The sequence below is a fragment of the Amycolatopsis sp. NPDC003865 genome (genome assembly GCF_053605345.1).
Genome location: NZ_JBSGJA010000009.1, coordinates 157,680 through 178,291 on the forward strand (window position 1 = coordinate 157,680; position 20,612 = coordinate 178,291).

Consider the following 20,612-nt stretch of genomic DNA (forward strand, 5'->3'; position numbering starts at 1 on the left):
GATCGACGTTTCCTCGCATTGCGAGCGTGCACGAGTAGCTCAATCCGATTCGCCACCTCCGAGCACTATTGTTTTCCACATCCCGGTCGCCAGTCGGCCCGCATTGGTAAACTCGGCGTCGATGCCACTCGATGATAACTCAGTGTGAGGTACCGGAATCAGCCAAGGGGATGAGGTCCACCAGAGTCGGGTGCGCGGCGACGAGAGAACTGGCGTCCTGACAGGCGGCCAAGGCAAGCAGCGCCTTGAACGCGATCAAAAATGCCGCAGAGGATGATTGCGGGCCAATCACGTCCGAGGCTGACCCCATGTTCGCAAGCGACCGAACTTCGTCGTACCCGACCAAGACCCCATATTCGGTGAGTACACCGACAGGTCCGGCGTGGAACCGCTCCGAGCTTCCGACCTGCGCGATAACAGGGGACGCCTTCGTGGGATTTGGCAGCGCATCGGTTGAAGACGCCAGACCCGATATCCCCGGGTCGACGAGACGCTCGAATTGCGGACAGAAGATCGCGTAGTGCGGGTCTTGCTCGAGAAGCACTTCGTCTTGATCTCGCGCCAGACGCAACGTGCAGCGAGTCGATACAACCTGCGCAGGAAATCCCAACAGGTCGAGTGCACGCCCAATATCGACAGCAGCACCCAGGTAGCCGTCTGCAGTGAAGGAAACTCCCACGTACGCCTGGGCGGCAGCCACTGCCATGAGCGGCCTCCAGGAAACGGGTATGACCACCACCGAACCCATGAAATCTTCTTCACTTAAAGAAGGTTGACGAACTCCAGCAGGCGTCGCTTGCACCCCGGATGACGACCAGCAAGAAGAGACTTCTATCCACCGATTTAGCAAACCATGAATCAAGTATCCAATCAGGTAGTTTTGTCGATCCAATTCAACCCTGTCAAATCGCATCAGCATTTGTCGCACACGATCAGGTTCGCCAGCCAGGACCGAGCGAATGCCGCGAAACAATTCGACCATGACCTTGTCGTGCGCCTGCAGGATTCCACCACTAGCTTCATAGATATCAGCAACCTCGACGGCGCCGCTCATTATTTCAGCGGCTGGACCATCAGATACTTTCAGATTCTGCAGCGCCGCAAGTGAAACGTTCCGGGCTAGGTGGGCAGCATTGTCGCCGCGCAGGCTTCCCGCAGTGGCCATGTCAATAAACGGTTGCAATTCACGTTTCGCCGCATCCCAATCCTGAAGCCAGACCTTGCATTCGAGCCGGATTCGATACAGTTGAGGACGCTCCAATCCAACGATTCCCGAAGCCTCAAGAAGGACATTGACCCGATCGATCACTTCACCATATTCGCCATCTCTTACAAGCGAGTGAATTTGCATTAATTCACGACCGAGATCAGGTCGGTCAACGATCGGCATCATCACACTGTATTGCTCAAGAGCGACCCGAAGCTGTTCGATGCGGACGGCGAATACCCCGCCGTCGAGGATCAAGTTGACAACAGCGAGCAGCCCATTACGAACGGTGTGCGCGGTGACTTCCGGGTCAATTTCGTACGCTCGCGGAAGCTGCGCGATCAACACCTCGAGCGCATCAGCGATATCGTCAGCAACCTCTCGCGGCCGAAGCGCACCTTGATACAGGACGGACGCCAGGTTTGCGGCAGTCTGTATCCGAAGAACCGCCTGATCACCCTCGCAACGATCAAGGATGCGCAATTCGGCACGAAGGTAATGGGCAGCCAACGAGTGCGAGTCCGCAATATCAAGCATCCGCGCAGTATTTCCCAGCAGCAAAGCGACGCTGTAGTCTTGCAACTCGACCTCCAACGCAGTCTCGGCGACTACGACAGCATGCGAGGCCAGCGCCAACGCGATGGAATAATCCTCTTCGTCCATGAAGCACGAAAGCCAATATTGAACATGAAATGCCACCGTCGCCAGAGCGCGATCGAAATCATCACTACTTCGCAGTTCATTCTGCACTATGGCTTGGACGATTTCGTTCATGGCGATGGTGAACCCAGATGATTCCATCGGCACGCGCTCCTTCTCACCCCCCAGCGCAGTGTCAACTACGACGAGCGACTGACGACGCATCGCCCGAACGATTTCCCCCAGAGGGGGATCAACTCCGCCGAACACACGGGGGCCTCGCTCAACGCCGTCCTCGACCAACGAACGCGGTTCGAGCATGCATGCACTCAGCAGTAGGTGGAGCGGTATACCGCGAGGTGCGAACAAGCTGGCACGCCGTAGAGCCGCGACGGCGATGCGATCCGCTTGTTCTGGTTGTTCGGCCATGCGGTGGAAGGCCAACTCGATAGCCCGCACGAGTGTATGCGGATAGCCAGGCGGCACCGACTGCTCGTCGGCCAACGAACGCATGAGCAACTGTTCATACGACTCGACCCCAATAATGCCACCGAGGCAGTCGTTAAGGTAAGCCGCCGCGATCTCGAGGGCCAGTGGCCAGTATTGCAGGCGTCGGGCGAGCGCACGCAAAACGTCCACCTCGTCGTTGGTGGCGCTGCGGTCCGCCAGCAGGCGCACGCTTAGCAAGGTAACGGCCTGGTCCTCTGTCATCGCCGTCAAGCTGACAGACGCGGTGCCCGGACCGGTCACGGCGGTCGGATCGACTGTGGTCACCAAAACATGACCGTACCCGCTGGTTGGTAGCCAGTCCCTGATCTCACGCAAGCTGGGCGCGTTGTCGAACACCATGAGCCAAGGTCTGGCCGACCGCGCCAGCACCCCGTGCACCGCATCTCGGGCAGTCTCTTCCACACCACGCTCACCCTGGAGCAGCCGGGCCGCCGCCTGGACGAACGACGCCTCGATGCGGGAGGGACTGGCAGCTTCGATCCAGAGCACCCAGTCGTAGGAGTCCGCTCGGTCTTCAAGCCAGGCCGTGGCGATCCCGGTCTTTCCGATTCCGGATAGTCCCGTGAGCACGCACACGGGAGCCGAAACGTCGGCCACCGGTGTACGCAGAGTGCGTCCGATCTCGATCAGTACTTCCGGTCGCGCTACGTCGGTTGCACGCGGTACGGGCGTGACTGGCACAGCCCAGTCACGCTCGTGCATCAGAGACCGAAGCGCCTCACGATCGATTCGCAGTGCTGTTTCGAGCGACGCCCGATCCAACGTCGTCCCCTCGCGACTCGCGGCTCTGGCGAGTACTTCAGCAACGAGGTAACCGGTGAGCAGACCAGCGGCGTCCCAACTGGCGCCTTCGGGTTTGAACTTGCGGCGTGCGTTTCGCACCTGTTCACGCACGGCTGTTCGGAGTTCGTCGATCGACCGATCGTCGATCACGATGTCGACCCGCCCCAGGCGTTCGGCCCACTCCGGTCCCGCCGACACGACAGCAGCCTCAACCTTCGGAGAGCGGGACAGAAGCGCTGCCAGCCCTTCCCGTGGATCGCCCGACCTCAGAACGTCCACCAATTCGAGGAGTCCGGAACCGGCTCGTCGGTTCGTGATGAGCGCGTACCGCTCAGCGTCCTGCGTCAGCAATCGAAGCAGAACGCGTGCGGCGTCAGCTGCGTTCATCGAGCTTCCTGGAGCTCCGCCCTTCACTTGAGCTGCGAGCCGACAACCTTCCCCGCGCATCAGAGCGAAGTCGACGATCTCCTGGTCAACTCGAGGGTCCTCGGAAAGGGGAGCATCAACCACCACTGCGGTGAAACGGTCGTCGTGGTGCAGGTCTGCCAAGGTGAACGAAAGGGTGCTCAGGAATTGGTACTCGAAACCAGAAGCCGCGTCCTGCCCGCTCATCATCCCCCCGCGATCGATATCGGAGCCGGCGTTCAAACACTCGAGCCTTCAGCCGGGCCAACTACCCGACGCTTGTAACACGACGGACAGACAGCGCACTCGGGTTGAACCCTGGGCCAGAAGAGAGGGAAAGGCTGGGGAAGAGCAGTTGAAGCTCGCAGGCCGTCCTTGCCCAGCCCACCCGCTGAGCCGTCAGCCCTGGGAGATGTACGCCTCCAGTTGTTCCTGGCTCTTCTCCAGCTGCTCCATCCGGTTCTTCACGACATCCCCGATGGAGATGATCCCCGCCAACCGTCCATCGGCCAGCACCGGCACGTGCCGAATCCGGCGCTCCGTCATCAGCACCGACAGCTGGTCCACCGAATCGTCCGGGGTGCAGCTCGCCACCAGCTTCGTCATGATCTCCGACACCGGGCCGTCCAACAGACCCGGACCGTGCTCGTTCAACCGCCGGACCACGTCTCGTTCCGACACGATGCCCGCTATCGATCCGTCCGGGGACACGACCACCATCGCGCCCACGTTGTGGTCGGCCAGGCCGGCCAGCAGCGCGGTCACCGTGGTCTCCGGGGTGACCGTCGCGACCGCCGACCCCTTCTTGCGCAGCAGATCCGCAATCCGCATGGCGATCCTTCCCGTCGGTGAGCTGGATCACCACAGGGTAAGGGTGCCGGGACCCGTGCGAAAGTCCGGCAAACGGGGCGTCCTCGTGGTATTCGAACCGATTCAGCCGAGGCGTTCGGCCAGGCCGTCCAAAGCCGAGCGGATGCCTGCCGCGTAGTCGTCGTCGCCCAGGGCGTCCAAGCGGGCCCTGGCCAGTCGCAGCTGCTCGCGCGCCGCGGCCAGGTCGCCCAGTTTGCGGTAGTCCTCGCCCAGGTTGAGGTGCAGCGACGGGTAGAACCCGCGCACCGCCAGCGACGAGTGGTACTCCTGGGCCCGCGAGTCGGTCAGCGAGTCCGCCGCCGCCAGCGCGCGCAGGTCCCACTCCAGCTCCTCCGCCGGGTCGTCGCACACGTCGGCCATGTGGTGCGCCAGCGCGACGCGGTGCAGCGGGTCGCCGTCCTCGCCGATCGACGCCCACAGCTGCGTGAACGTCGCGTACGCGCCCTCGCGGTCGCCGCCGATGTGCTGTCGCAGGCCGGCGTCGATCGCCACCATCACGTCGTCGGTCACGCCGCTCCCCCGTCCGCCAGCTCGCGCAGCCGGGCCAGTCCCGGCCCGATCCGCTCCGTCGCGACCGCACCGTAACCGAACACGAGCCCGTGCCGACGCTCGCCCACCGCGAAGTCCCCCAGCGAGTACAGCCGGACGCCGGCGTGCCGGGCGCGGCGCACCAGAGGCGAGAGGTCCGACGAGGACACCGCGCTCACGTGCAGGCCGGCCGAAGACGGCAACGGCGTCAAGAAGCCGAAGCCCGGAAGAAGCGACGACAGCAGCTCGTGCCGCTCGCGGTAGACCTTCCGCATCCGCCGGACGTGCCGCGCGAAGCCGCCCTCGGCCATGAACGCCGCCAGCGCCGCCTGCTCGACGCTCGGCGCGTGCCAGTCCGTGAGGTACCGGGCCTTCACCAGAGCCGGCACCAGCGACGGCGGCGCGACCAGGAACCCCAGCCGCAACGCCGGCGAAAGCACCTTCGAAAACGACCCGACGTACACCACGCGGCCGCGGGAATCCAGGCTGTGCAACGGTTCCAGCGGCCGCCCGGTGTAGCGGAACTCGGTGTCGTAGTCGTCCTCGACGAGCACGGCGTCGTGCCGCTCGGCCCAGTCCAGCAGCTCCAGCCGCCGCTCCAGCGACATCGACAGCCCCAGCGGGTACTGGTGCGACGGCGTCACGTACACCAGCCGGGCCTCCGCCGGGATCGCGTTGACGACGATCCCGGACGCGTCCACCGGCACCGGCGCGACCCGCACCCCACGGGCCTCCAGCACCAGCCGCGGCGGCGGGTAGCCGGGGTCTTCGACGGCGGCCACGTCACCCGGCCGCAGCAGCACGCGCCCGACCAGGTCCGTCGTCTGCTGGGCACCGGCGGTGACGACGACCTGTGCCGCGCCGGCCCGGACGTCCCGCGACACCCCGATGTGCCGCACGATCTCCTCACGAAGCGAAGCGAGCCCCTGCGGGTCGCCGTAGGTCATCAGGTCGGCCTGGCCCGCGCGCAGCCGCTGCGTGACGAGCCGGCGCCACGTGTCGAACGGGAACCGCGTGAGGTCCGGGACGCCGGGCCGGAAGTCGAACTCGGGCGCCGGCGCGAACGGTGCGGGCGGCGCCGGCACCGCGTCCCACTCCGGCAGCGGGCGGACCCCCGAAACCGAGGACGGCGGCGGGCGGGTCAGGGACGGCGCCGTGACGAAGGTGCCCGCGCCGACGCGCGCGGCGAGGAACCCTTCGGCGGTGAGCCGGTCGTAGGCCGCGCTGACCGTCGTCCGGGAGACCGCCAGCCGCTGCGCCAGCTCCCGCGTCGGCGGCAGCGCCTCGCCGGGCCGGATCCGGCCGTCCAGGATCGCCGCGCGCAGCTGCCGGTAGATCGCGTCGCGGTGCCCGCGCTTCCCGGTCAGGTCGATGTGGACGTCCACGCCTCCAGATTGGCACACCGGGGTTGGCCGGGATTTGGCACTGTCCGTGGTCCGCTCCCCCGCCTACCGTGCGAGGCATGGATCTCCGCGAACTCGACCGCCGCACCCTGCTCGTCCTCGACAAGACCGTCGCCGCCGCCAAGCCGGAAGACTTCTCACGCCCGACCCCGTGCGCCGGCTGGACTCTCGAAGACCTCCTCCGCCACCAGGTCAGCGAGAACCACGCCTTCGCGACGGCGGCCCGCGACGGCTCGGCCCCGGACTGGGACGCCGGCGACCTCGGCAACGACGCCGTCGCGGCCTACCGGGCGTCCGTCGACGACTTCCTCGAAGCCTTCGCCGACGACACCGTGCTGGAGCGGCAGCTCACGATCAACCACTTCGGCACGTTCCCGGGCACGATCGCCGCGCACATGCACCTCGTCGACACCGTCGCGCACGGCTGGGACCTGGCCCGGGCGCTGGGCCTCCCCTACGAACCCGACGCCGAAGCCGTGCGCGCCGCCCTGCGGCTGGCCGAGCGGATTCCCGACGAAGGCCGCGAGGAGAACGGCTCCTTCGCCCACAGCGTCGCGATCGGACCGGACGCGAGCGAGCTCGACCGGTTCCTCGCCCTGCTCGGCCGCGATCCGGCGTGGACCGTCAGCTGATGTCGGCGGGCGCGGCGCTCCACGTGTCGCACGCCTTGGTGTTCTTGCCCTCGTAGCCGGCTTTCCCCCACGACAGCTGGTGCTCGCGCGAGCCGTGCGTGTCGCTGTCGTTCGCGCGGCCGTAGTCGGCGACGGCGGCGTTCGCCAGCGACCGGCTGATCGAGCCCGTGCCCGCGACCGCGGCGAGGAACAGCGCGCCGAAGCAGTTCGCCTGCAGTTCGATCCGGCGGACGACCTCCTTGTCGGCCGCGCTGTCCTCGTTCGGCGAGGTCATCTTGTCCGCCGCCGCGGCCAGGATGCCGCTCTCGCGCTGCACGTGGTGGCCGTACTCGTGGGCGATCGTCGCGATGTGGCGGGCCTTGTTGAGCCCGGCGTCCGAGAGCATCCAGTCGGTCGGGGCGTAGATCGTGGTGTCGCCGCCGCAGTAGTAGGCGACGGCTTCGCTCTCCGACGGCGCCGAGCCGCACGCGCTGTGCTCGGGCAGCGTCACCGAGACCGTGGCGGTCAGCGTCGGCTCGTTCGCCTGCCGCAGCGCCGGGCGCCACGACTGCTCCAGGCAGTCGACGAGCGCGCCGTAGTAGGCCTTGAGCTGCGCGGCCGCCCGGCCGAGGTCGGGCAGCGCGCACGTCGCGGGCCCGGGCGTGATGCCGGCCGACAACAGCGGGTTGCGCGCCAGCTCGGGCACCGGCTTCGCGGGTTTGCCGTCCGAACCGCCGCTGTACGCGCGGCCGGTGTCGACGCCTTGGGCCACGTACGCGTGCCCGTCGACGCGGTGCGGGATGGTGGCCGCGATCAGGGAGATCGCCAGCACGACGACGAGGACCCCGGCGACGGCGCCCCAGAGCCGGCTGCGCGGCGGGGCGATCGGGACGGGTGGCGCGGCGGCCCAGTTCGGTGCCCAGGGGTTCGGTTCCGGGGCCCACGCGGGTTCCGGCGACCGGTCCCCGGCCGACGGCGCGGGAAAACCGGACATTCCGTCGTCGTTCACGTTCTCCCCCTGCTCAATGGCACCAGCATACGGACCGCCGGAGAGGGAAGGATCACGAAACGGGAACACGTCCCGGTGGCCACCAGGACCTTTGACGTACGAAACTGTCGGCATGAGTGTCGAGGACCCTTACCTGTGGCTGGAAGACGTGACCGGCGACGACGCGCTCGGCTGGGTGCGCGCCCGCAACGACGAGACGCTGGCCGAACTGACCCGGGGCGCGCGCTTCGCCGAGCTGCGTGACGAGCTGCGCGAGGTGCTCGACGCCGACGACCAGATCCCGTACGTCCGCCGCCGCGGCGAGTTCCTCTACAACTTCTGGCAGGACGCGAGCCACCCGCGCGGCCTGTGGCGGAGGACGACGCTGGAGTCCTACCGGCGGCCCGAACCGGAGTGGGAGCTGCTGATCGACGTCGACGCACTCGCCGAGGCCGAGGGCGAGAACTGGGTCTGGCAGGGCGCGACCGTGCTGCGGCCGGACTACCGGCGCGGCCTGGTCGAGCTCTCGCGCGGCGGTGCGGACGCCACGGTCGTGCGCGAGTTCGACCTCGACGCCCACGAGTTCGTCGAGGGCGGTTTCACCGTACCGGAGGCGAAGACGCGGATCGGCTGGATCGACGAGGACCGCGTCTACATCGGCACCGACTTCGGCGAAGGCACGCTGACCAGCTCCGGCTACCCGCGGCTGGCCAAGGAGTGGCGCCGCGGCACGCCGCTGGAAGAAGCCGTCACGGTCTACGAGGGCAAGCCCGACGACGTCTCGATCGGCGCGTCCCACGACCCGACCGAAGGCTTCGAACGCGACTTCGTCAGCCGCGCGATCGACTTCTACCGCTCCGAGCTGTACCTGCGGACGCCCGACGCGCTGGTCAAGATCGACGTCCCCGACGACGCGAGCGCGTCGATCCACCGCGAATGGCTGCTGGTGCGGCCGCGCACGGGCTGGAACGTCGGCGGCGTGGACCACCCGGCCGGGTCGCTGATCGGCATCCGGTTCGACGACTTCATGGCGGGCGCCCGGGACTTCACGACGCTGTTCACGCCCGACGCGCACACGTCGCTCGACTACTGGGCCTGGACACGGAACCATCTGCTGCTCGGCACCCTGCGCGACGTCCGCACCGAGCTGCGCACCCTGACCCCGGGCCCGGACGGCTGGACCGAGGAGCCCCTGGCGGGCGGGCCGGAGTTCGGCAGCGCCGACATCTTCGACACCGATCCCGACGTCAGCGACGAGTACCTGCTCAACTCCAGCGGCTTCCTCCAGCCGTCGACGCTCAGCTACGGCCACGTCGGCGAAGAGGTCGAAGTCCTGAAGCAGGCGCCGGCGTTCTTCGACGCTTCGGGCATGAGCGTCGCGCAGTATTTCGCGACGTCGGAGGACGGCACGAAGATCCCGTACTTCGTCGTCCGGCCGTCCGGCGCCGAAGGCGGCCCGACGCTGCTGACCGGCTACGGCGGCTTCGAGGTTTCGCTGACGCCGTCCTACAGCGGGATGATCGGCCGCGGCTGGCTCGCGCGCGGCGGCACGTACGTCGTCGCGAACATCCGCGGCGGCGGCGAGTACGGGCCGGGCTGGCACACGCAGGCGATCAAGGCCGAGCGCCACCGCGTGTACGAGGACTTCGCGTCGGTGGCCGCGGACCTGGTTTCCCGGGGCATCACGACGCCGGAGAAGCTGGGGATCCAGGGCGGCAGCAACGGCGGCCTGCTGATGGGCGTCATGCTGACGCGGTACCCGGACCGGTTCGGCGCGATCGTCAGCCAGGTGCCGCTGCTGGACATGCGCCGCTACCACCTGCTGCTGGCCGGCGCGTCGTGGATGGCCGAGTACGGCGACCCCGACGAGGCAGCGGAGTGGGAGTACATCGCGAAGTACTCGCCGTACCAGAACGTCCACAGTGGACGCGATTATCCGCCGTCGCTGTTCGTGACGTCGACGCGCGACGACCGCGTGCACCCCGCTCACGCCCGCAAGATGGTGGCGCGCATGCGTGAGCAGGGGCACGACGTCCGCTACCACGAGAACATCGAAGGCGGCCACGGCGCCGCGGCGGACAACGAGCAGCTGGCGTTCAAGTGGGCGCTGGTGTTCGAGTTCCTCTGGGAGCAGCTCACGAAGTGACGCGAGCCAGCACGACGCCGCCGACGATCAGGGCCAGCGCGGCGACCCGGCCGACGCTGAGCGGGTCCTTGGTCACGACGACGCCGAGCACGATCGCGCCGACGGCGCCGATCCCGGTGAACACCGCGTAGGCGGTGCCCACCGGGACGGTGTCCATCGCGCGCGAAAGCAGGTAGACGGCGGCGGCGCCGAGCACGAAGCACAGGAGCGTCGGCCAAGGCCGGGTGAAGTTCTCGGTCGGTTTGATGCTCTGCGACCAGGCGATCTCGACGAGCCCGGCCGCGACGAGCGTCACCCAGCCCATCAGAGCGCCTTCAAGGCCGCTTCGCGCGACGCTTTCCGTTCGCCGTCGCGCGGGGCGAGGTGCGGGTCGACGAGCGCGTTGGTCAGCTCGGCGTGCACGAACCGGACGTCGTCGACGTCGTAGTGCCCGGCGATGAAGTCGCGCAGGTAGTGCTCGTGGTGGTCGAACGGTGCTCTCGGCGTGCCCGGCGCGTACGTACCGCCGCGGGCGCCGGCGATGACGAATGCCTTTCCGCGCAGCGACATACGCGGGAACGTCACCTGGTCGATCCACGTCTTGAGCGCGGCCGGGATCGAGAAGTTGTACATCGGCGCGCCGATCAGGACGACGTCGGCTTCGAGCAGCTCGGCCAGCAGCGGCTCGACGATCGCCCAGGCCTGCTTCTGCGAGGGCGTTTCGACGACGTCGGCGTAGTGCGCGGGATCGGTGATGCCGGCGGTGAGCAGGGCGTCGCAGATCTCGGTCCACGCCTCGCCGATCACCGGGACGGGGTCGGCGGCGAGGTCGCGGTAGGTGCGGGTGCCGTCCCAGGTCGCGGCGTAGCGCGCGGTCAGCTCGCGCGAGAACGACGTGCGGCGGGCGCTGGAGTCGAGGTGCAGCAGGTGGGTCACGGTTCCTCCTCAAGTGGACGCGGTGTCCGCTTGAGGTCAACTGGACGCTTCGTCCGCTTATTCCCTAGGCTGCCGCCATGCCCGAACGCGCCGACGCGGCCCGCAACCGCGCGAAGATCCTCGAGGCGGCGGAGGAGCTGTTCACCGCCCGCGGCGCGGCCGACGTGACGATGGAGGACATCGCCCGCGCGGCCGGCGTCGGCCGCGGCACGCTCTACCGTCGTTATCCGGACCGCGCGGCGATCGCGGTCGCGTTGCTGGACGAGCACGAACGCCGGCTCCAGGAGTCCCTGCTGCGCGGCGACCCGCCCCTGGGCCCGGGCGCGCCGCCGGCCGAGCGGCTGGCGGCGTTCTACGCGGCGATGGTGGAGCTGCTGGAGCGGCACGCGCCGCTGGTGCTGGGCACGGAGGTGGGCCACTCCCGCTTCACGACGGGCGCGTACGGCTTCTGGCGCACGCACGTGCGCGTCCTGGCGGCGGACACCCCGGACCCCGACGTCCTGGCCGACGTCCTGCTGGCCCCGCTCGCGCCGGAGCTGTACCTGCACCAGCGCGCGCTGGGCGTGACGCCGGAGCGGATCACGGCGTCGCTTCGCGAACTGGCTCGCCTGCTTTAGACGAGGCCCCGCGGCCGGGCTCGCTTCGGGACGTACCGCGTCTTCGGTTTCGGCTCGTCACCCCGGATCCGCGCGAGCGCGGCTTCGAAGGCGGTGAGCACGTCGGCGACGAAGACGAGCCGTCCGACGCCGAGCCGGTGCAGCGCCGGGCCGTGGTCGGCGGCGACCGTGACCGCGACGCCCAGCAGCAGCACCCGCCAGGCACCGAACACCGCGGCGCGCACGGGTTTCGGGAGGCCGGCGAACCCGATCCGCAGGCGGTGGCAGTGGAAGGGCACGTGCCGCTCTTCGTCGGCGAGGATCCGGCCCGCGACCTGCGTGAGGAGCGGGTCGCCGCCGCCGTCGCGCAGGGCGCGGTAGTACCGCAGCGCGACGACCTCGGCGATGAGCAGGACCATCAGCTCCAGCCGCAGCCCGAGGGCCCGCCGCAGCCGGACGAACACGGTGTCGGACCAGTGCCGCTCTATCGTCGGCACCCCGGCGGCGCGCAGGAGTTCGGCGAGCATGCGCGCGTGGTTCTGCTCCTCGGCGACGAACAGCTTGACGGCGGCGAGGTAGTCGCCGTCGCCGGCCTTCGCGATGAGGTTGGCGCCATCACCGGCTTCGCCGACCTGGAACCGCTGCACGCTTTTCGCGACGTCGGGGTGAAGCCGGGCCCCGCGCGCCCAGGGAGGGTCGTCCCGTTGGCGTCGGCGTTCGGCTTCCGCTTCGAATTCCCGCAACCAGTTCATCGGGGTCGATGATGCCGTGCGGTCGTGGACTTCCCGGGCGGGTCCGGTGGAGATCCGGTGAAAGTTGACGCGCTAGCTATCTATAATGCTAGCATGCTGTCATGGCGGACAAGGACGTCAAGCAGTTCAACGTGTACCTCCCCGTGGACCTGATCCGGGAGGTCAAGCACCACGCCGTCGACCACGGCCAATCCCTGTCGGCCCTCGTGACCGATGCCCTGCGCCAGTACCTGGCCAAGACCGAAGGAGACCAGCGATGACCATCGAAGCCGTGTACCTCGAGACCCACAACTGGGGCAAGGCCGCCCAGTTCTTCCAGGCCCTCGGGTTCGAACTCGACTTCGCCACCGACCACAACTCGGGGCTGCTGCGCAACGGCGACGGGCCTTACGTCTTCGTCGCCGAGGTGCCCGAAAGCCGGCCGACCGGGATGAAGATCGTTCTCAAAGGCAAGGAGGTCACGCCCGACGTCGAGGTCGTCTCACCCTTCGAGGACACCCACTTCGGGACGCGCGAGATGACCGTGCGCGACCCCGACGGGCGGGAGTGGATCCTGCAGGCCGACCGCTGAAGCGCCTTCCGGGATAAACGCCGGACTACCTGAGCGTGTGATTTCACGCTATTCACGCCGACAGCATTTCGCGTCCGGCCTACGCTGTTTCAGCGCTTTTCCGCCGTTGTCCTCCGGCGGGCGGGTTCGCCGCACCGATCGGGTATCCATGCAGGTCAGCTGGCCGGATTGCCGGGTACCGTCCGAAGTGGGCAGATGTTCTGTCCCGGCACCCGGAAACCCCGAGAATTCCCGGGAGCCGCAGCCAGGAAGGAACCCCGATCACTCATGTCCACATTGCGTCGACTCGCCTTGGCGGGCGCATTCGCGGTGCCGATTTCCCTCGTCATCGCCGGCCCCTCGTCGGCCGGCCCGCTCGACGGCCCCTATGAGCCCTGGACCCCTTGGAGCCACTTCGAAACCTCCGGCAGCTACGCCGGGATCGGCGGCGCTGCCACGACCGACACCGAGGGTGGTACCGGCTGGTGGGGCCACCACTGGTCGGAGACCGACGGCGCCTATGCCGGCATCGGCGGCGCGGGCGTGGTCCACAGCGAGGAGTCCGGCACCGGCGACGACACCGACGGGGACGACGGCGACTCGACCGACGACGCGGCCGTGACCCACCACGTCCACCACCACGCCGTGGCCCATCCCGACCCGGTGGAGCCCGCGGAGCACGTCACCCACTCACAGCCGGCGGCCGACACCGACACCGATGACGACGACGATGACGACGCCGGCTACGTCCAGCAGGCCCACTGGGCCGGCGCCGACGGCGCGTCCTCGACACACATCGCGAGTCACGCCGGCGATCACTACGCCGCCTACGACTCGGGCCACCTGACGGCCGGCCCCGACGGCGCGTCGTCCGAGGGCGTCCACTCGCTGGCCGTGCCGGGGTACGCCGGCTACCACAACTGGTACGCGGCGGCCGGCACCGGCGGCACGGCCGTGCACTCGGTGACCGCGGAAGCCGACGCCGACGCCGACGCCGGCGACCACGGCTGGCAGGACTACGACGAGGACTACGACAGCTGACCTCGTGACCGCGCGAGCCGGGCCCGCGGACGTGGGCCCGGCTCGTGCGCGTTCAGCGCCGCGGCGCGCGGGCCGCGATGCCGTCGAGCACGCAGGCCAGCCCGAACTCGAACACCTCCTCGGCGGTCCGCTCCTCCCCCTCGACCACCCGGCGGGAGAACTGCGGGTACTCGCCGCTCGCGATGACTTCGCGGATGTACGGGCCCACGCTCGCCTGCCACTGCTCCTTCGTCAATCCGGACCGGCGCTGGGCCTGCAGCTCCGCCAGCTCCTGCGTCACCGTGCCGAAGACGTACGCGAGCACCACGTCCACCGCTCCCGCCGCGAAGGTGATGTCACCGGTCAGCGCCGCCGCCGCCGCGAGGGCGGCTTCGTGCCGGCGTAGCGAGTTCGTGCCCAGTGCCGGGCGGCCGGGAATCTCGCCGCTCAGCCAGGGGTGCCGCAGCAGCGTCGCGCGGACCTGGTGCGCGACGCTCGCGAGGTCCGCGCGCCAGTCGCCGGTGAGCTCGGTGCGCTCGGCGCCCTTGACCTCGTCGATCATCAGGTCCAGCAGCTCGTCGCGGCTCGCGACGTAGCGGTAGAGCGACGCCGTGCCCGAGCCGAGGTCCGCCGCGACCCGCCGCATCGAGAGCGCGGGCAGGCCTTCCGCGTCCGCGATCGCGATCGCCGTCCGCACGATCTGCTCGACGCTCGGGGCCTGGCGCCGCGGGCTCCGCCGCTCCTTGGCCCAGACCAGCGCCGGCTCGTCCGCCATCGTCGTCCTCCCGTCGTCGTTGCGAACAGCGTACCGGAGTGGCTACGGTGTATCCGTAGTGAGAACACCGTAGCCATATGGGGGTCACCATGTCTCGCGTCCTCGTCGCCGGCGGCGGCACCGTCGGCCTGTCCACCGCGCTCTTCCTCGCCTGCCACGGCGTGCCCGCGCTCGTCGTCGAACGCGCCGACGGGCCGTCCGCGCACCCGCGCGCCACCGGTCTCGGCTTCCGGACCCTGGAGTTCTTCCGCCAGGCGGGGATCGCCGACGCGGTCGAGGCGGTCGCCGTCCGGCGCGCCGCCAGTCTCGGCAAGATCTCCGCGGTCACCCTGGCCACCGCGGAGCTGCCCGACACCCCGCCCGCCACGCCGAACAGCCCGAACGTCGCCGCGTCCCGGCACAGCCCGTGCGTGCTGCGCGGCACCTGCCCGCAGGACCGGCTCGACTCGGTACTGCTGACCGCGGCGCGCGAACGCGGCGCGACGGTCGAGTACTCGACGACGCTCGTCTCGGTCGAGCAGGACGCCACCGGCGTCACCGCGGTCCTCGACGGCCCGGGCGGGCGGCGGACCGAGCGCGCGGACTACCTGGTCGCGGCCGACGGTGGCCGCAGCGAGGTGCGGTCGGCGCTCGGCATCGGCACGACGGGCCCGGGCGCGCTCGGACAGCCGCTGCTCAACATCCTGTTCCGCGCCGACCTGACGCCGTACACGAAGGGCCACCACTTCGCGAACTGCACGATCACGACACCGGACGCGCCCGGGATGCTGGTGACCGTCGACGCCGAGAAGGACTGGATCTTCCACACCGAGCTCGGCGACGAGCCGGTGGAGGCGTTTCCGCCCGCGCGGTGCGTCGCGCTGATCCGGGCCGCGGTCGGCGTCCCGGACCTCGCCGTGGAGGTGCTGAGCGTGCTGCCGTGGCGGGTGCGCGGGCTGCTGGCGGACCGGTTCCGCGCCGGGCGGGTGTTCCTCGCCGGCGACGCGGCCCACGCGGTGCCGCCGCTCGGGGCGTTCGGCGCGAACACCGGCATTGCCGACGCGCACAACCTGGCGTGGAAGCTGGCCGCGGTCCTCGACGGCACCGCGGGCCCGGCGCTGCTGGACACCTACGAGGCCGAACGCCGTCCGGTGGCGGCGCTGGCGCTCGACCAGGCGTTGCGCCGGCTGGAAGATCCTCGCCTGCACTGGGAGCAGGGCCCCGCGGCGGCCGCCGCCCGCGCCGCCGCGGGCGTGGTCAACGCGCCGGTCGTCCACCTCGGGTACCGCTACGACTCGGCCGCGGTGCTCGGCGCCCGGCCCGGCCTGCCGTCCACTGAGGACGTCGTGCTCGACGGGACGCCCGGGTCCCGGGTGCCCCACGCCTGGCTCGCCGCCGATCTGTCCACAGTGGATCTGGTCGGCCGTCGGCTCACGCTGCTCGCCGGGCCCGGCCGTGACTGGCCACGGACGGGTGATTTCGACGTCCACGTCGTCGAGGACGAAGACTGGTTGCGCGCCACGGGCATCGAGGACGGCGGCGCGGTGCTGGTGCGGCCGGACCACTTCATCGCCTGGCGCGGGCGACCGGAGGAGCTGGCGGGGGCGGTGGCGCGGGTGCTCGCCCGCTGAGGCCGTTGTCCGGCGGCCGTCGCGGGAGGAAGCTGAACGCATGACGACCGCCGACGACTTCCGGGCCCTGCACGAGCGGCCCGAGCCCTTCCTGCTGCCGAACCCGTGGGACGCCGGAACGGCCCGGCTGCTGGCCCACCTCGGGTTCCCGGCCCTGGCGACCACGAGCCTGGGCGTGGCCAACGTGGTGGGCCGGCACCGGGCGACCCGGGCGGAAATCCTCGCCAACGTCCGGGAGATCGCCGAGGCGACGCCGTTGCCGGTGAACGCGGACCTCGAGAACGGGTTCGCCGACGACCCGGCCGAAGCGGCGAAGACGATCGCCGCGGCCGCCGACGCGGGCGCGGTGGGCGCGTCGATCGAGGACCACACGGGCGATCGCGCCACGCCGATCTACGAATTCGGGCTGTCGGTGGACCGGGTCCGCGCGGCGGTCGAGACGGCACGGGCGCGTTCGGTGGTGCTGACGGCCCGCTGCGAGAACCTGTGGCTGGGCGTCAACGACCTGGCCGACACGATCAAGCGGCTGCAGGCGTTCGAGGAGGCGGGCGCGGACGTGCTGTACGCGCCGGGCTTGCGGACGCTCGAGGAGATCCGCGCGGTCGTCTCGTCGGTCGGCAAGCCGGTCAACGTGGTGATGGGGTTCGCGGACCCGTCGATCACGCTGGAGCAGCTGGCCGAGATCGGAGTCCGCCGCGTCAGCATCGGCGCGGCGCTGTCCCGGCTGGCGCTGAAGTCCTTCGTGGACGGTGCACGCGAGATGCTCGCCGGGCGGTTCGGGTTCGTCGCCGACCTGCCGCCGGTTTCCGAGCTGCAGCAGGCGTTCCGCTGACCCGGGTGGCGTCCACCCGGGTCAGCGGAGAGCGTCAGCTACAGCCGGACGTCGCTCCGCAGCCTTCGCACGCGTAGCACGAGCCTGCCGGGCGCATCTTCGTTCCGCACGTCATGCACAGCGGGGCGTCCGCCGCCTTGCCCAGGCGCAGCTCCATCAGCTCCGTCGTCGTCTGGGCCTCGCGGTGCGGGTGCTCCGGTTCCCCCGCGTGCGGCTCCGGCGAGGAGTCCACTGTGGTGCTCAGTGCCTCGAGGTCGACGTTCGGCGTGCCGCCGTAGGTGGCCTCGACCTCCGCCGAGCGCTCGTCCGCCGAGAGGATGCCCAGCTGCGAACGCTTTTCGTACGGCAGGTAGTCGAGGGCCAGGCGGCGGAACAGGTAGTCCATCACGCTCGTCGCGATGCGGATGTCCGGGTCGTCGGTCATGCCCGCCGGCTCGAAGCGCAGGTTCGAGAACTTCGAAACGTAGAACTCGAGCGGGATGCCGTGCTGCAGGCCCACCGAGATCGACATCGAGAACGCGTCCATCACGCCGGCCAGCGTCGAACCCTGCTTGCCGAGCTTGACGAAGATCTCGCCGAGGCCGTCGTCCGGGTACGAGCCCGCCGTCAGGTAGCCCTCCGCGCCGCCGACCGTGAACGACACCGTCTGGCTCGGGCGCTTCTTCGGCAGGCGCTTGCGGACCGGCCGGTACTCGACGACCTTCTCCGGTTCGGCGACCGCCGTTTCCTTCTTGGCCGTCGACAGCGGCTGGCCGACCTTGCAGTTGTCGCGGTAGATCGCGAGGGCCTTGAGGCCGAGCTTCCAGCCCTGGAAGTAGATCTCCTCGACCTCTTCGACCGTCGCCGACTCCGGCATGTTGACCGTCTTCGAGATCGCGCCCGACAGGAACGGCTGCACCGCGGCCATCATCCGGACGTGTCCCATCGGCGCGATCGACCGCTCGCCGACCGCGCAGTCGAACACCTCGTAGTGCTCCGGGCGCAAGCCCGGCGCGTCGACGACGTGGCCGTGCTGCGCCACGTACTCGACGATCGCCTCGACCTGCTCGTCCTGGTAGCCGAGCGCGGTCAGCGCGCGCGGCACGGTCTGGTTGACGATCTGCATCGAACCGCCGCCGACGAGCTTCTTGAACTTCACCAGCGAGAAGTCCGGCTCGATCCCGGTGGTGTCGCAGTCCATCATGAAGCCGATGGTGCCGGTGGGCGCGAGCACCGACGCCTGCGCGTTGCGCCAGCCGTGCTTCGTGCCGATGTCGATGCCCTTCTTCCACTCCTCCGTCGCCAGCGCGCGGACCGCGGCGTCGTTGGCGTGGTAGGTGCGGACGAGCTCGTTCGCCGCCGCGTGCTTGCGCATCACGCGCTGGTGCGACTCGGCGTTGCGCGCGTAGCCCTCGTACGCGCCGACGACCTGGGCCAGCTCCGCCGAGCGGCGGTAGGAAACGCCGGTCATCAGCGACGTGATCGCCGCGGCGAGCGCGCGGCCGCCGTCGGAGTCGTACGCGTGGCCCAGCGCCATCAGCAGCGCGCCCAGGTTCGCGTAGCCGATGCCGAGCTGGCGGAACTTGCGCGTGGTGTCGGCGATCGGCTCGGTCGGGAAGTCCGCGAAGCAGATCGAGACGTCCATCGCCGTGATGACGAATTCGACGGCGCGCGCGAACAGCGGCGCGTCGAACGTGCCCTCGGGCGTGACGAACTTGAGCAGGTTCAGCGACGCGAGGTTGCAGCTCGAGTTGTCGAGGTGCATGTACTCGCTGCACGGGTTCGAAGCGGTGATCCGGCCCGACTCGGGGCAGGTGTGCCAGTCGTTGATCGTGCCGTCGTACTGGATGCCGGGGTCGGCGCACTCCCACGCGGCCTGGGCGACGCTGCGGAACAGCTTCTTCGCGTCGGTCCGGTCGATGACCTCGCCGGTGAGCCGGGCGCGCAGGCCGAAGTCGGTGCCGTTCTCGACCGCCTGCATGAACTCGTCGGACACGCGGACCGAGTTGTTCGCGTTCTGGTACTGCACGGAGGAGATGTCCGCGCCGGAGAGGTCCATGTCGAACCCGGCGTCGCGGAGGACCTTGATCTTCTCCTCTTCGCGGGCCTTCGTCTGGACGAATTCTTCGATGTCGGGGTGGTCGATGTCGAGCACGACCATCTTCGCCGCGCGCCGGGTGGCGCCGCCGGACTTGATGGTGCCCGCGGACGCGTCGGCGCCGCGCATGAACGAGACCGGGCCGGACGCGGTGCCGCCGGAGGTCAGCAGTTCCTTGGAGGAGCGGATGCGGGAGAGGTTCAGGCCCGCGCCGGAGCCGCCCTTGAAGATCAGGCCCTCCTCGCGGTACCAGTTGAGGATCGACTCCATGGTGTCGTCGACGGCGAGGATGAAGCAGGCGCTGACCTGCTGCTTCGACGCCGTGCCGACGTTGAACCACACCGGGGAGTTGAAGCTGAAGACCTGGTGCAGCAGCATCCAGGTGAGCTCGTGCTCGAAGATCTCGAGGTCCTGCGGCGAGGCGAAGTAGCCGTGGTCGCGCGCGGCCTTGACGTAGGTCTTCACGACGCGGTCGATGAGCTGCTTGAGGCTGCGCTCGCGCTGCGGGCTGCCGACGGCGCCGCGGAAGTACTTGCTGGTGACGATGTTGGTGGCGTTGACCGACCAGAAGTCGGGGAACTCCACGCCGCGCTGCTCGAAGTTGACCGAGCCGTCGCGCCAGTTCGTCATCACGACGTCGCGCTGTTCCCAGGTCACCTGGTCGTAGGGGTGCTTCCCCTCGGTGGTGAAGACGCGCTTCACGCTCAGCCCGCCGGCTGCCTTGCTCTTCTTGCCGGCGGCCGTGCCGGTCCCGGTTCCCACGGTTTCGGTCATCGGTCGAACCCTCACTCCCGCAGCGGAACGGCTAAGCGCCGTCTGCTCGCTGATCGCTGTCTCCCTGGGCAGCAGAACCCGCTATGGCCTCACGAAGGTCGGCGATCTCCTTCTCGAAGTCCTCGACCGAGGAGAAGGAGCGGTAGACGCTGGCGAACCGGAGGTAGGCGACCCCGTCGAGCTCACGCAGCGGGCCCAGGATGGCCAGGCCGACCTCGTGACTCGGGATCTCCGCCAGCCCGGCGGAGCGGATCGACTCCTCCACGCGCTGCGCGAGCTGCTGCAGCGCGTCGTCGTCGACCGGCCTGCCCTGGCAGGCGCGGCGGACGCCGCTCACCACCTTGTCCCGGCTGAACTGTTCGGTGACCCCGGACCGCTTGACGACGGCGAGCACCATCGTCTCCGAAGTCGTGAACCGCCGTCCGCACGACGCGCACGAGCGCCGCCGGCGGATCGCCTGGCCTTCATCCACCTCTCGGGAGTCGACGACCCGGGAGTCCGCATGCCGGCAGAACGGGCACCTCATCCGCCGATCACCTTCCCCTCCTCGCCGGCTGCCCGCGGTCGACGTCCCCGCGGCCACCATGCACCCCTGCACCTGGTGATCGTTTTGTGGACATC

Annotated in this window: 19 protein-coding genes; 8 read left to right on the forward strand and 11 right to left on the reverse strand. The window is 69.2% G+C overall.

Features of this window, described 5'->3' with window-relative positions:
- Window positions 1-139 precede the first annotated feature (139 nt).
- From ACWEVP_RS22365 to pdxR, 4 genes are all read right to left on the reverse strand, one after another.
- On the reverse strand, window positions 140-3,787 hold the full coding sequence (locus ACWEVP_RS22365) for a hypothetical protein (RefSeq protein WP_452064495.1): 3,648 nt from the start codon (window positions 3,785-3,787) through the stop codon (window positions 140-142).
- Window positions 3,788-3,943: 156 nt separating this feature from the next.
- On the reverse strand, window positions 3,944-4,375 hold the full coding sequence (locus tag ACWEVP_RS22370; protein ID WP_452064496.1) for a CBS domain-containing protein: 432 nt from the start codon (window positions 4,373-4,375) through the stop codon (window positions 3,944-3,946).
- A 102-nt stretch (window positions 4,376-4,477) separates the two neighbouring features.
- A complete protein-coding gene (locus ACWEVP_RS22375) occupies window positions 4,478-4,924 on the reverse strand; it encodes a hypothetical protein (protein ID WP_452064497.1) in 447 nt (148 codons plus the stop codon).
- The gene (pdxR, locus tag ACWEVP_RS22380) at window positions 4,921-6,327 is read right to left on the reverse strand and encodes a MocR-like pyridoxine biosynthesis transcription factor PdxR (protein ID WP_452064498.1); all 1,407 of its coding nucleotides are present in this window, start codon (window positions 6,325-6,327) and stop codon (window positions 4,921-4,923) included. Before pdxR ends, ACWEVP_RS22375 begins: the two co-directional genes overlap by 4 nt.
- 77 nt (window positions 6,328-6,404) lie before the next feature.
- On the opposite strand from pdxR, the gene ACWEVP_RS22385 reads away from it, so the two are divergent.
- Window positions 6,405-6,977 carry a TIGR03086 family metal-binding protein gene (locus tag ACWEVP_RS22385; RefSeq protein ID WP_452064499.1) on the forward strand — a complete coding sequence of 191 codons (573 nt, stop codon included), beginning with the start codon at window positions 6,405-6,407 and terminating at the stop codon, window positions 6,975-6,977.
- Here ACWEVP_RS22385 and ACWEVP_RS22390 read toward each other — a convergent pair.
- Window positions 6,970-7,950: a neutral zinc metallopeptidase gene (locus tag ACWEVP_RS22390; protein WP_452064686.1), complete on the reverse strand. Its 981-nt coding sequence runs from the start codon at window positions 7,948-7,950 to the stop codon at window positions 6,970-6,972. The genes ACWEVP_RS22385 and ACWEVP_RS22390 overlap by 8 nt on opposite strands.
- A gap of 127 nt (window positions 7,951-8,077) precedes the next feature.
- Between ACWEVP_RS22390 and ACWEVP_RS22395 the strand changes: the two genes are divergently transcribed.
- Window positions 8,078-10,090, forward strand: a complete 2,013-nt coding sequence (locus ACWEVP_RS22395) for a prolyl oligopeptidase family serine peptidase (protein WP_452064500.1) — start codon at window positions 8,078-8,080, stop codon at window positions 10,088-10,090.
- Here the strand turns inward: ACWEVP_RS22395 and ACWEVP_RS22400 are convergent.
- Window positions 10,080-10,394: a DMT family transporter gene (locus tag ACWEVP_RS22400; RefSeq protein ID WP_452064501.1), complete on the reverse strand. Its 315-nt coding sequence runs from the start codon at window positions 10,392-10,394 to the stop codon at window positions 10,080-10,082. The genes ACWEVP_RS22395 and ACWEVP_RS22400 overlap by 11 nt on opposite strands.
- On the reverse strand, window positions 10,394-11,005 hold the full coding sequence (locus ACWEVP_RS22405) for an FMN-dependent NADH-azoreductase (RefSeq protein ID WP_452064502.1): 612 nt from the start codon (window positions 11,003-11,005) through the stop codon (window positions 10,394-10,396). The genes ACWEVP_RS22400 and ACWEVP_RS22405 overlap by 1 nt, the downstream gene beginning before the upstream one ends.
- A 77-nt stretch (window positions 11,006-11,082) precedes the next feature.
- Here ACWEVP_RS22405 and ACWEVP_RS22410 point away from each other — a divergent pair, with 77 nt between their 5' ends.
- Window positions 11,083-11,622, forward strand: a complete 540-nt coding sequence (locus ACWEVP_RS22410; protein ID WP_452064503.1) for a TetR/AcrR family transcriptional regulator — start codon at window positions 11,083-11,085, stop codon at window positions 11,620-11,622.
- Here ACWEVP_RS22410 and ACWEVP_RS22415 read toward each other — a convergent pair.
- A complete protein-coding gene (locus tag ACWEVP_RS22415; protein WP_452064504.1) occupies window positions 11,619-12,353 on the reverse strand; it encodes a ferritin-like domain-containing protein in 735 nt (244 codons plus the stop codon). The genes ACWEVP_RS22410 and ACWEVP_RS22415 overlap by 4 nt on opposite strands.
- 101 nt (window positions 12,354-12,454) lie before the next feature.
- Between ACWEVP_RS22415 and ACWEVP_RS22420 the strand changes: the two genes are divergently transcribed.
- The 3 genes from ACWEVP_RS22420 (at window position 12,455) to ACWEVP_RS22430 (ending at window position 13,944) form a co-directional block, all read left to right on the forward strand.
- Window positions 12,455-12,613 (forward strand): ribbon-helix-helix domain-containing protein, encoded by a 159-nt coding sequence (locus ACWEVP_RS22420; RefSeq protein WP_364445769.1) that lies wholly within the window; start codon window positions 12,455-12,457, stop codon window positions 12,611-12,613.
- Window positions 12,610-12,924, forward strand: coding sequence for a VOC family protein (locus tag ACWEVP_RS22425; RefSeq protein ID WP_452064505.1), 315 nt, complete (start codon window positions 12,610-12,612; stop codon window positions 12,922-12,924). Before ACWEVP_RS22420 ends, ACWEVP_RS22425 begins: the two co-directional genes overlap by 4 nt.
- Window positions 12,925-13,191: 267 nt before the next feature.
- A complete protein-coding gene (locus ACWEVP_RS22430) occupies window positions 13,192-13,944 on the forward strand; it encodes a hypothetical protein (protein WP_452064506.1) in 753 nt (250 codons plus the stop codon).
- Window positions 13,945-13,996: 52 nt separating this feature from the next.
- Here ACWEVP_RS22430 and ACWEVP_RS22435 read toward each other — a convergent pair whose 3' ends face one another.
- Entirely contained in the window at window positions 13,997-14,698 is a 702-nt protein-coding gene (locus ACWEVP_RS22435; protein ID WP_452064507.1) for a TetR/AcrR family transcriptional regulator, read from the reverse strand.
- Window positions 14,699-14,787: 89 nt separating this feature from the next.
- Here ACWEVP_RS22435 and ACWEVP_RS22440 point away from each other — a divergent pair, with 89 nt between their 5' ends.
- Both ACWEVP_RS22440 and ACWEVP_RS22445 read left to right on the forward strand, forming a co-directional pair.
- Window positions 14,788-16,308 (forward strand): FAD-dependent monooxygenase, encoded by a 1,521-nt coding sequence (locus tag ACWEVP_RS22440; protein WP_452064508.1) that lies wholly within the window; start codon window positions 14,788-14,790, stop codon window positions 16,306-16,308.
- 40 nt (window positions 16,309-16,348) lie between these two features.
- Complete coding sequence (locus ACWEVP_RS22445) at window positions 16,349-17,140, forward strand: isocitrate lyase/PEP mutase family protein (RefSeq protein WP_452064509.1); 792 nt, start codon at window positions 16,349-16,351, stop codon at window positions 17,138-17,140.
- 34 nt (window positions 17,141-17,174) lie between these two features.
- Here the strand turns inward: ACWEVP_RS22445 and ACWEVP_RS22450 are convergent, their stop codons facing one another.
- A complete protein-coding gene (locus ACWEVP_RS22450; protein WP_452064510.1) occupies window positions 17,175-19,991 on the reverse strand; it encodes a vitamin B12-dependent ribonucleotide reductase in 2,817 nt (938 codons plus the stop codon).
- A gap of 31 nt (window positions 19,992-20,022) precedes the next feature.
- A complete protein-coding gene (nrdR, locus tag ACWEVP_RS22455; RefSeq protein WP_452064511.1) occupies window positions 20,023-20,517 on the reverse strand; it encodes a transcriptional regulator NrdR in 495 nt (164 codons plus the stop codon).
- Window positions 20,518-20,612: the final 95 nt, after the last annotated feature.

Bases quoted from the DNA above. Each gene is read 5' to 3' on its own strand.
- ACWEVP_RS22430 (WP_452064506.1), top strand. From the start codon at position 13,192: ATGTCCACATTGCGTCGACTCGCCTTGGCGGGCGCATTCGCGGTGCCG.
- ACWEVP_RS22440 (WP_452064508.1), top strand. From the start codon at position 14,788: ATGTCTCGCGTCCTCGTCGCCGGCGGCGGCACCGTCGGCCTGTCCACC.
- ACWEVP_RS22445 (WP_452064509.1), top strand. From the start codon at position 16,349: ATGACGACCGCCGACGACTTCCGGGCCCTGCACGAGCGGCCCGAGCCC.
- ACWEVP_RS22400 (WP_452064501.1), bottom strand. From the start codon at position 10,394: ATGGGCTGGGTGACGCTCGTCGCGGCCGGGCTCGTCGAGATCGCCTGG.
- nrdR (WP_452064511.1), bottom strand. From the start codon at position 20,517: ATGAGGTGCCCGTTCTGCCGGCATGCGGACTCCCGGGTCGTCGACTCC.
- ACWEVP_RS22395 (WP_452064500.1), top strand. From the start codon at position 8,078: ATGAGTGTCGAGGACCCTTACCTGTGGCTGGAAGACGTGACCGGCGAC.
- ACWEVP_RS22435 (WP_452064507.1), bottom strand. From the start codon at position 14,698: ATGGCGGACGAGCCGGCGCTGGTCTGGGCCAAGGAGCGGCGGAGCCCG.
- ACWEVP_RS22390 (WP_452064686.1), bottom strand. From the start codon at position 7,950: ATGTCCGGTTTTCCCGCGCCGTCGGCCGGGGACCGGTCGCCGGAACCC.
- ACWEVP_RS22385 (WP_452064499.1), top strand. From the start codon at position 6,405: ATGGATCTCCGCGAACTCGACCGCCGCACCCTGCTCGTCCTCGACAAG.
- ACWEVP_RS22425 (WP_452064505.1), top strand. From the start codon at position 12,610: ATGACCATCGAAGCCGTGTACCTCGAGACCCACAACTGGGGCAAGGCC.
- ACWEVP_RS22370 (WP_452064496.1), bottom strand. From the start codon at position 4,375: ATGCGGATTGCGGATCTGCTGCGCAAGAAGGGGTCGGCGGTCGCGACG.
- ACWEVP_RS22410 (WP_452064503.1), top strand. From the start codon at position 11,083: ATGCCCGAACGCGCCGACGCGGCCCGCAACCGCGCGAAGATCCTCGAG.
- ACWEVP_RS22420 (WP_364445769.1), top strand. From the start codon at position 12,455: ATGGCGGACAAGGACGTCAAGCAGTTCAACGTGTACCTCCCCGTGGAC.
- ACWEVP_RS22415 (WP_452064504.1), bottom strand. From the start codon at position 12,353: ATGAACTGGTTGCGGGAATTCGAAGCGGAAGCCGAACGCCGACGCCAA.
- ACWEVP_RS22450 (WP_452064510.1), bottom strand. From the start codon at position 19,991: ATGACCGAAACCGTGGGAACCGGGACCGGCACGGCCGCCGGCAAGAAG.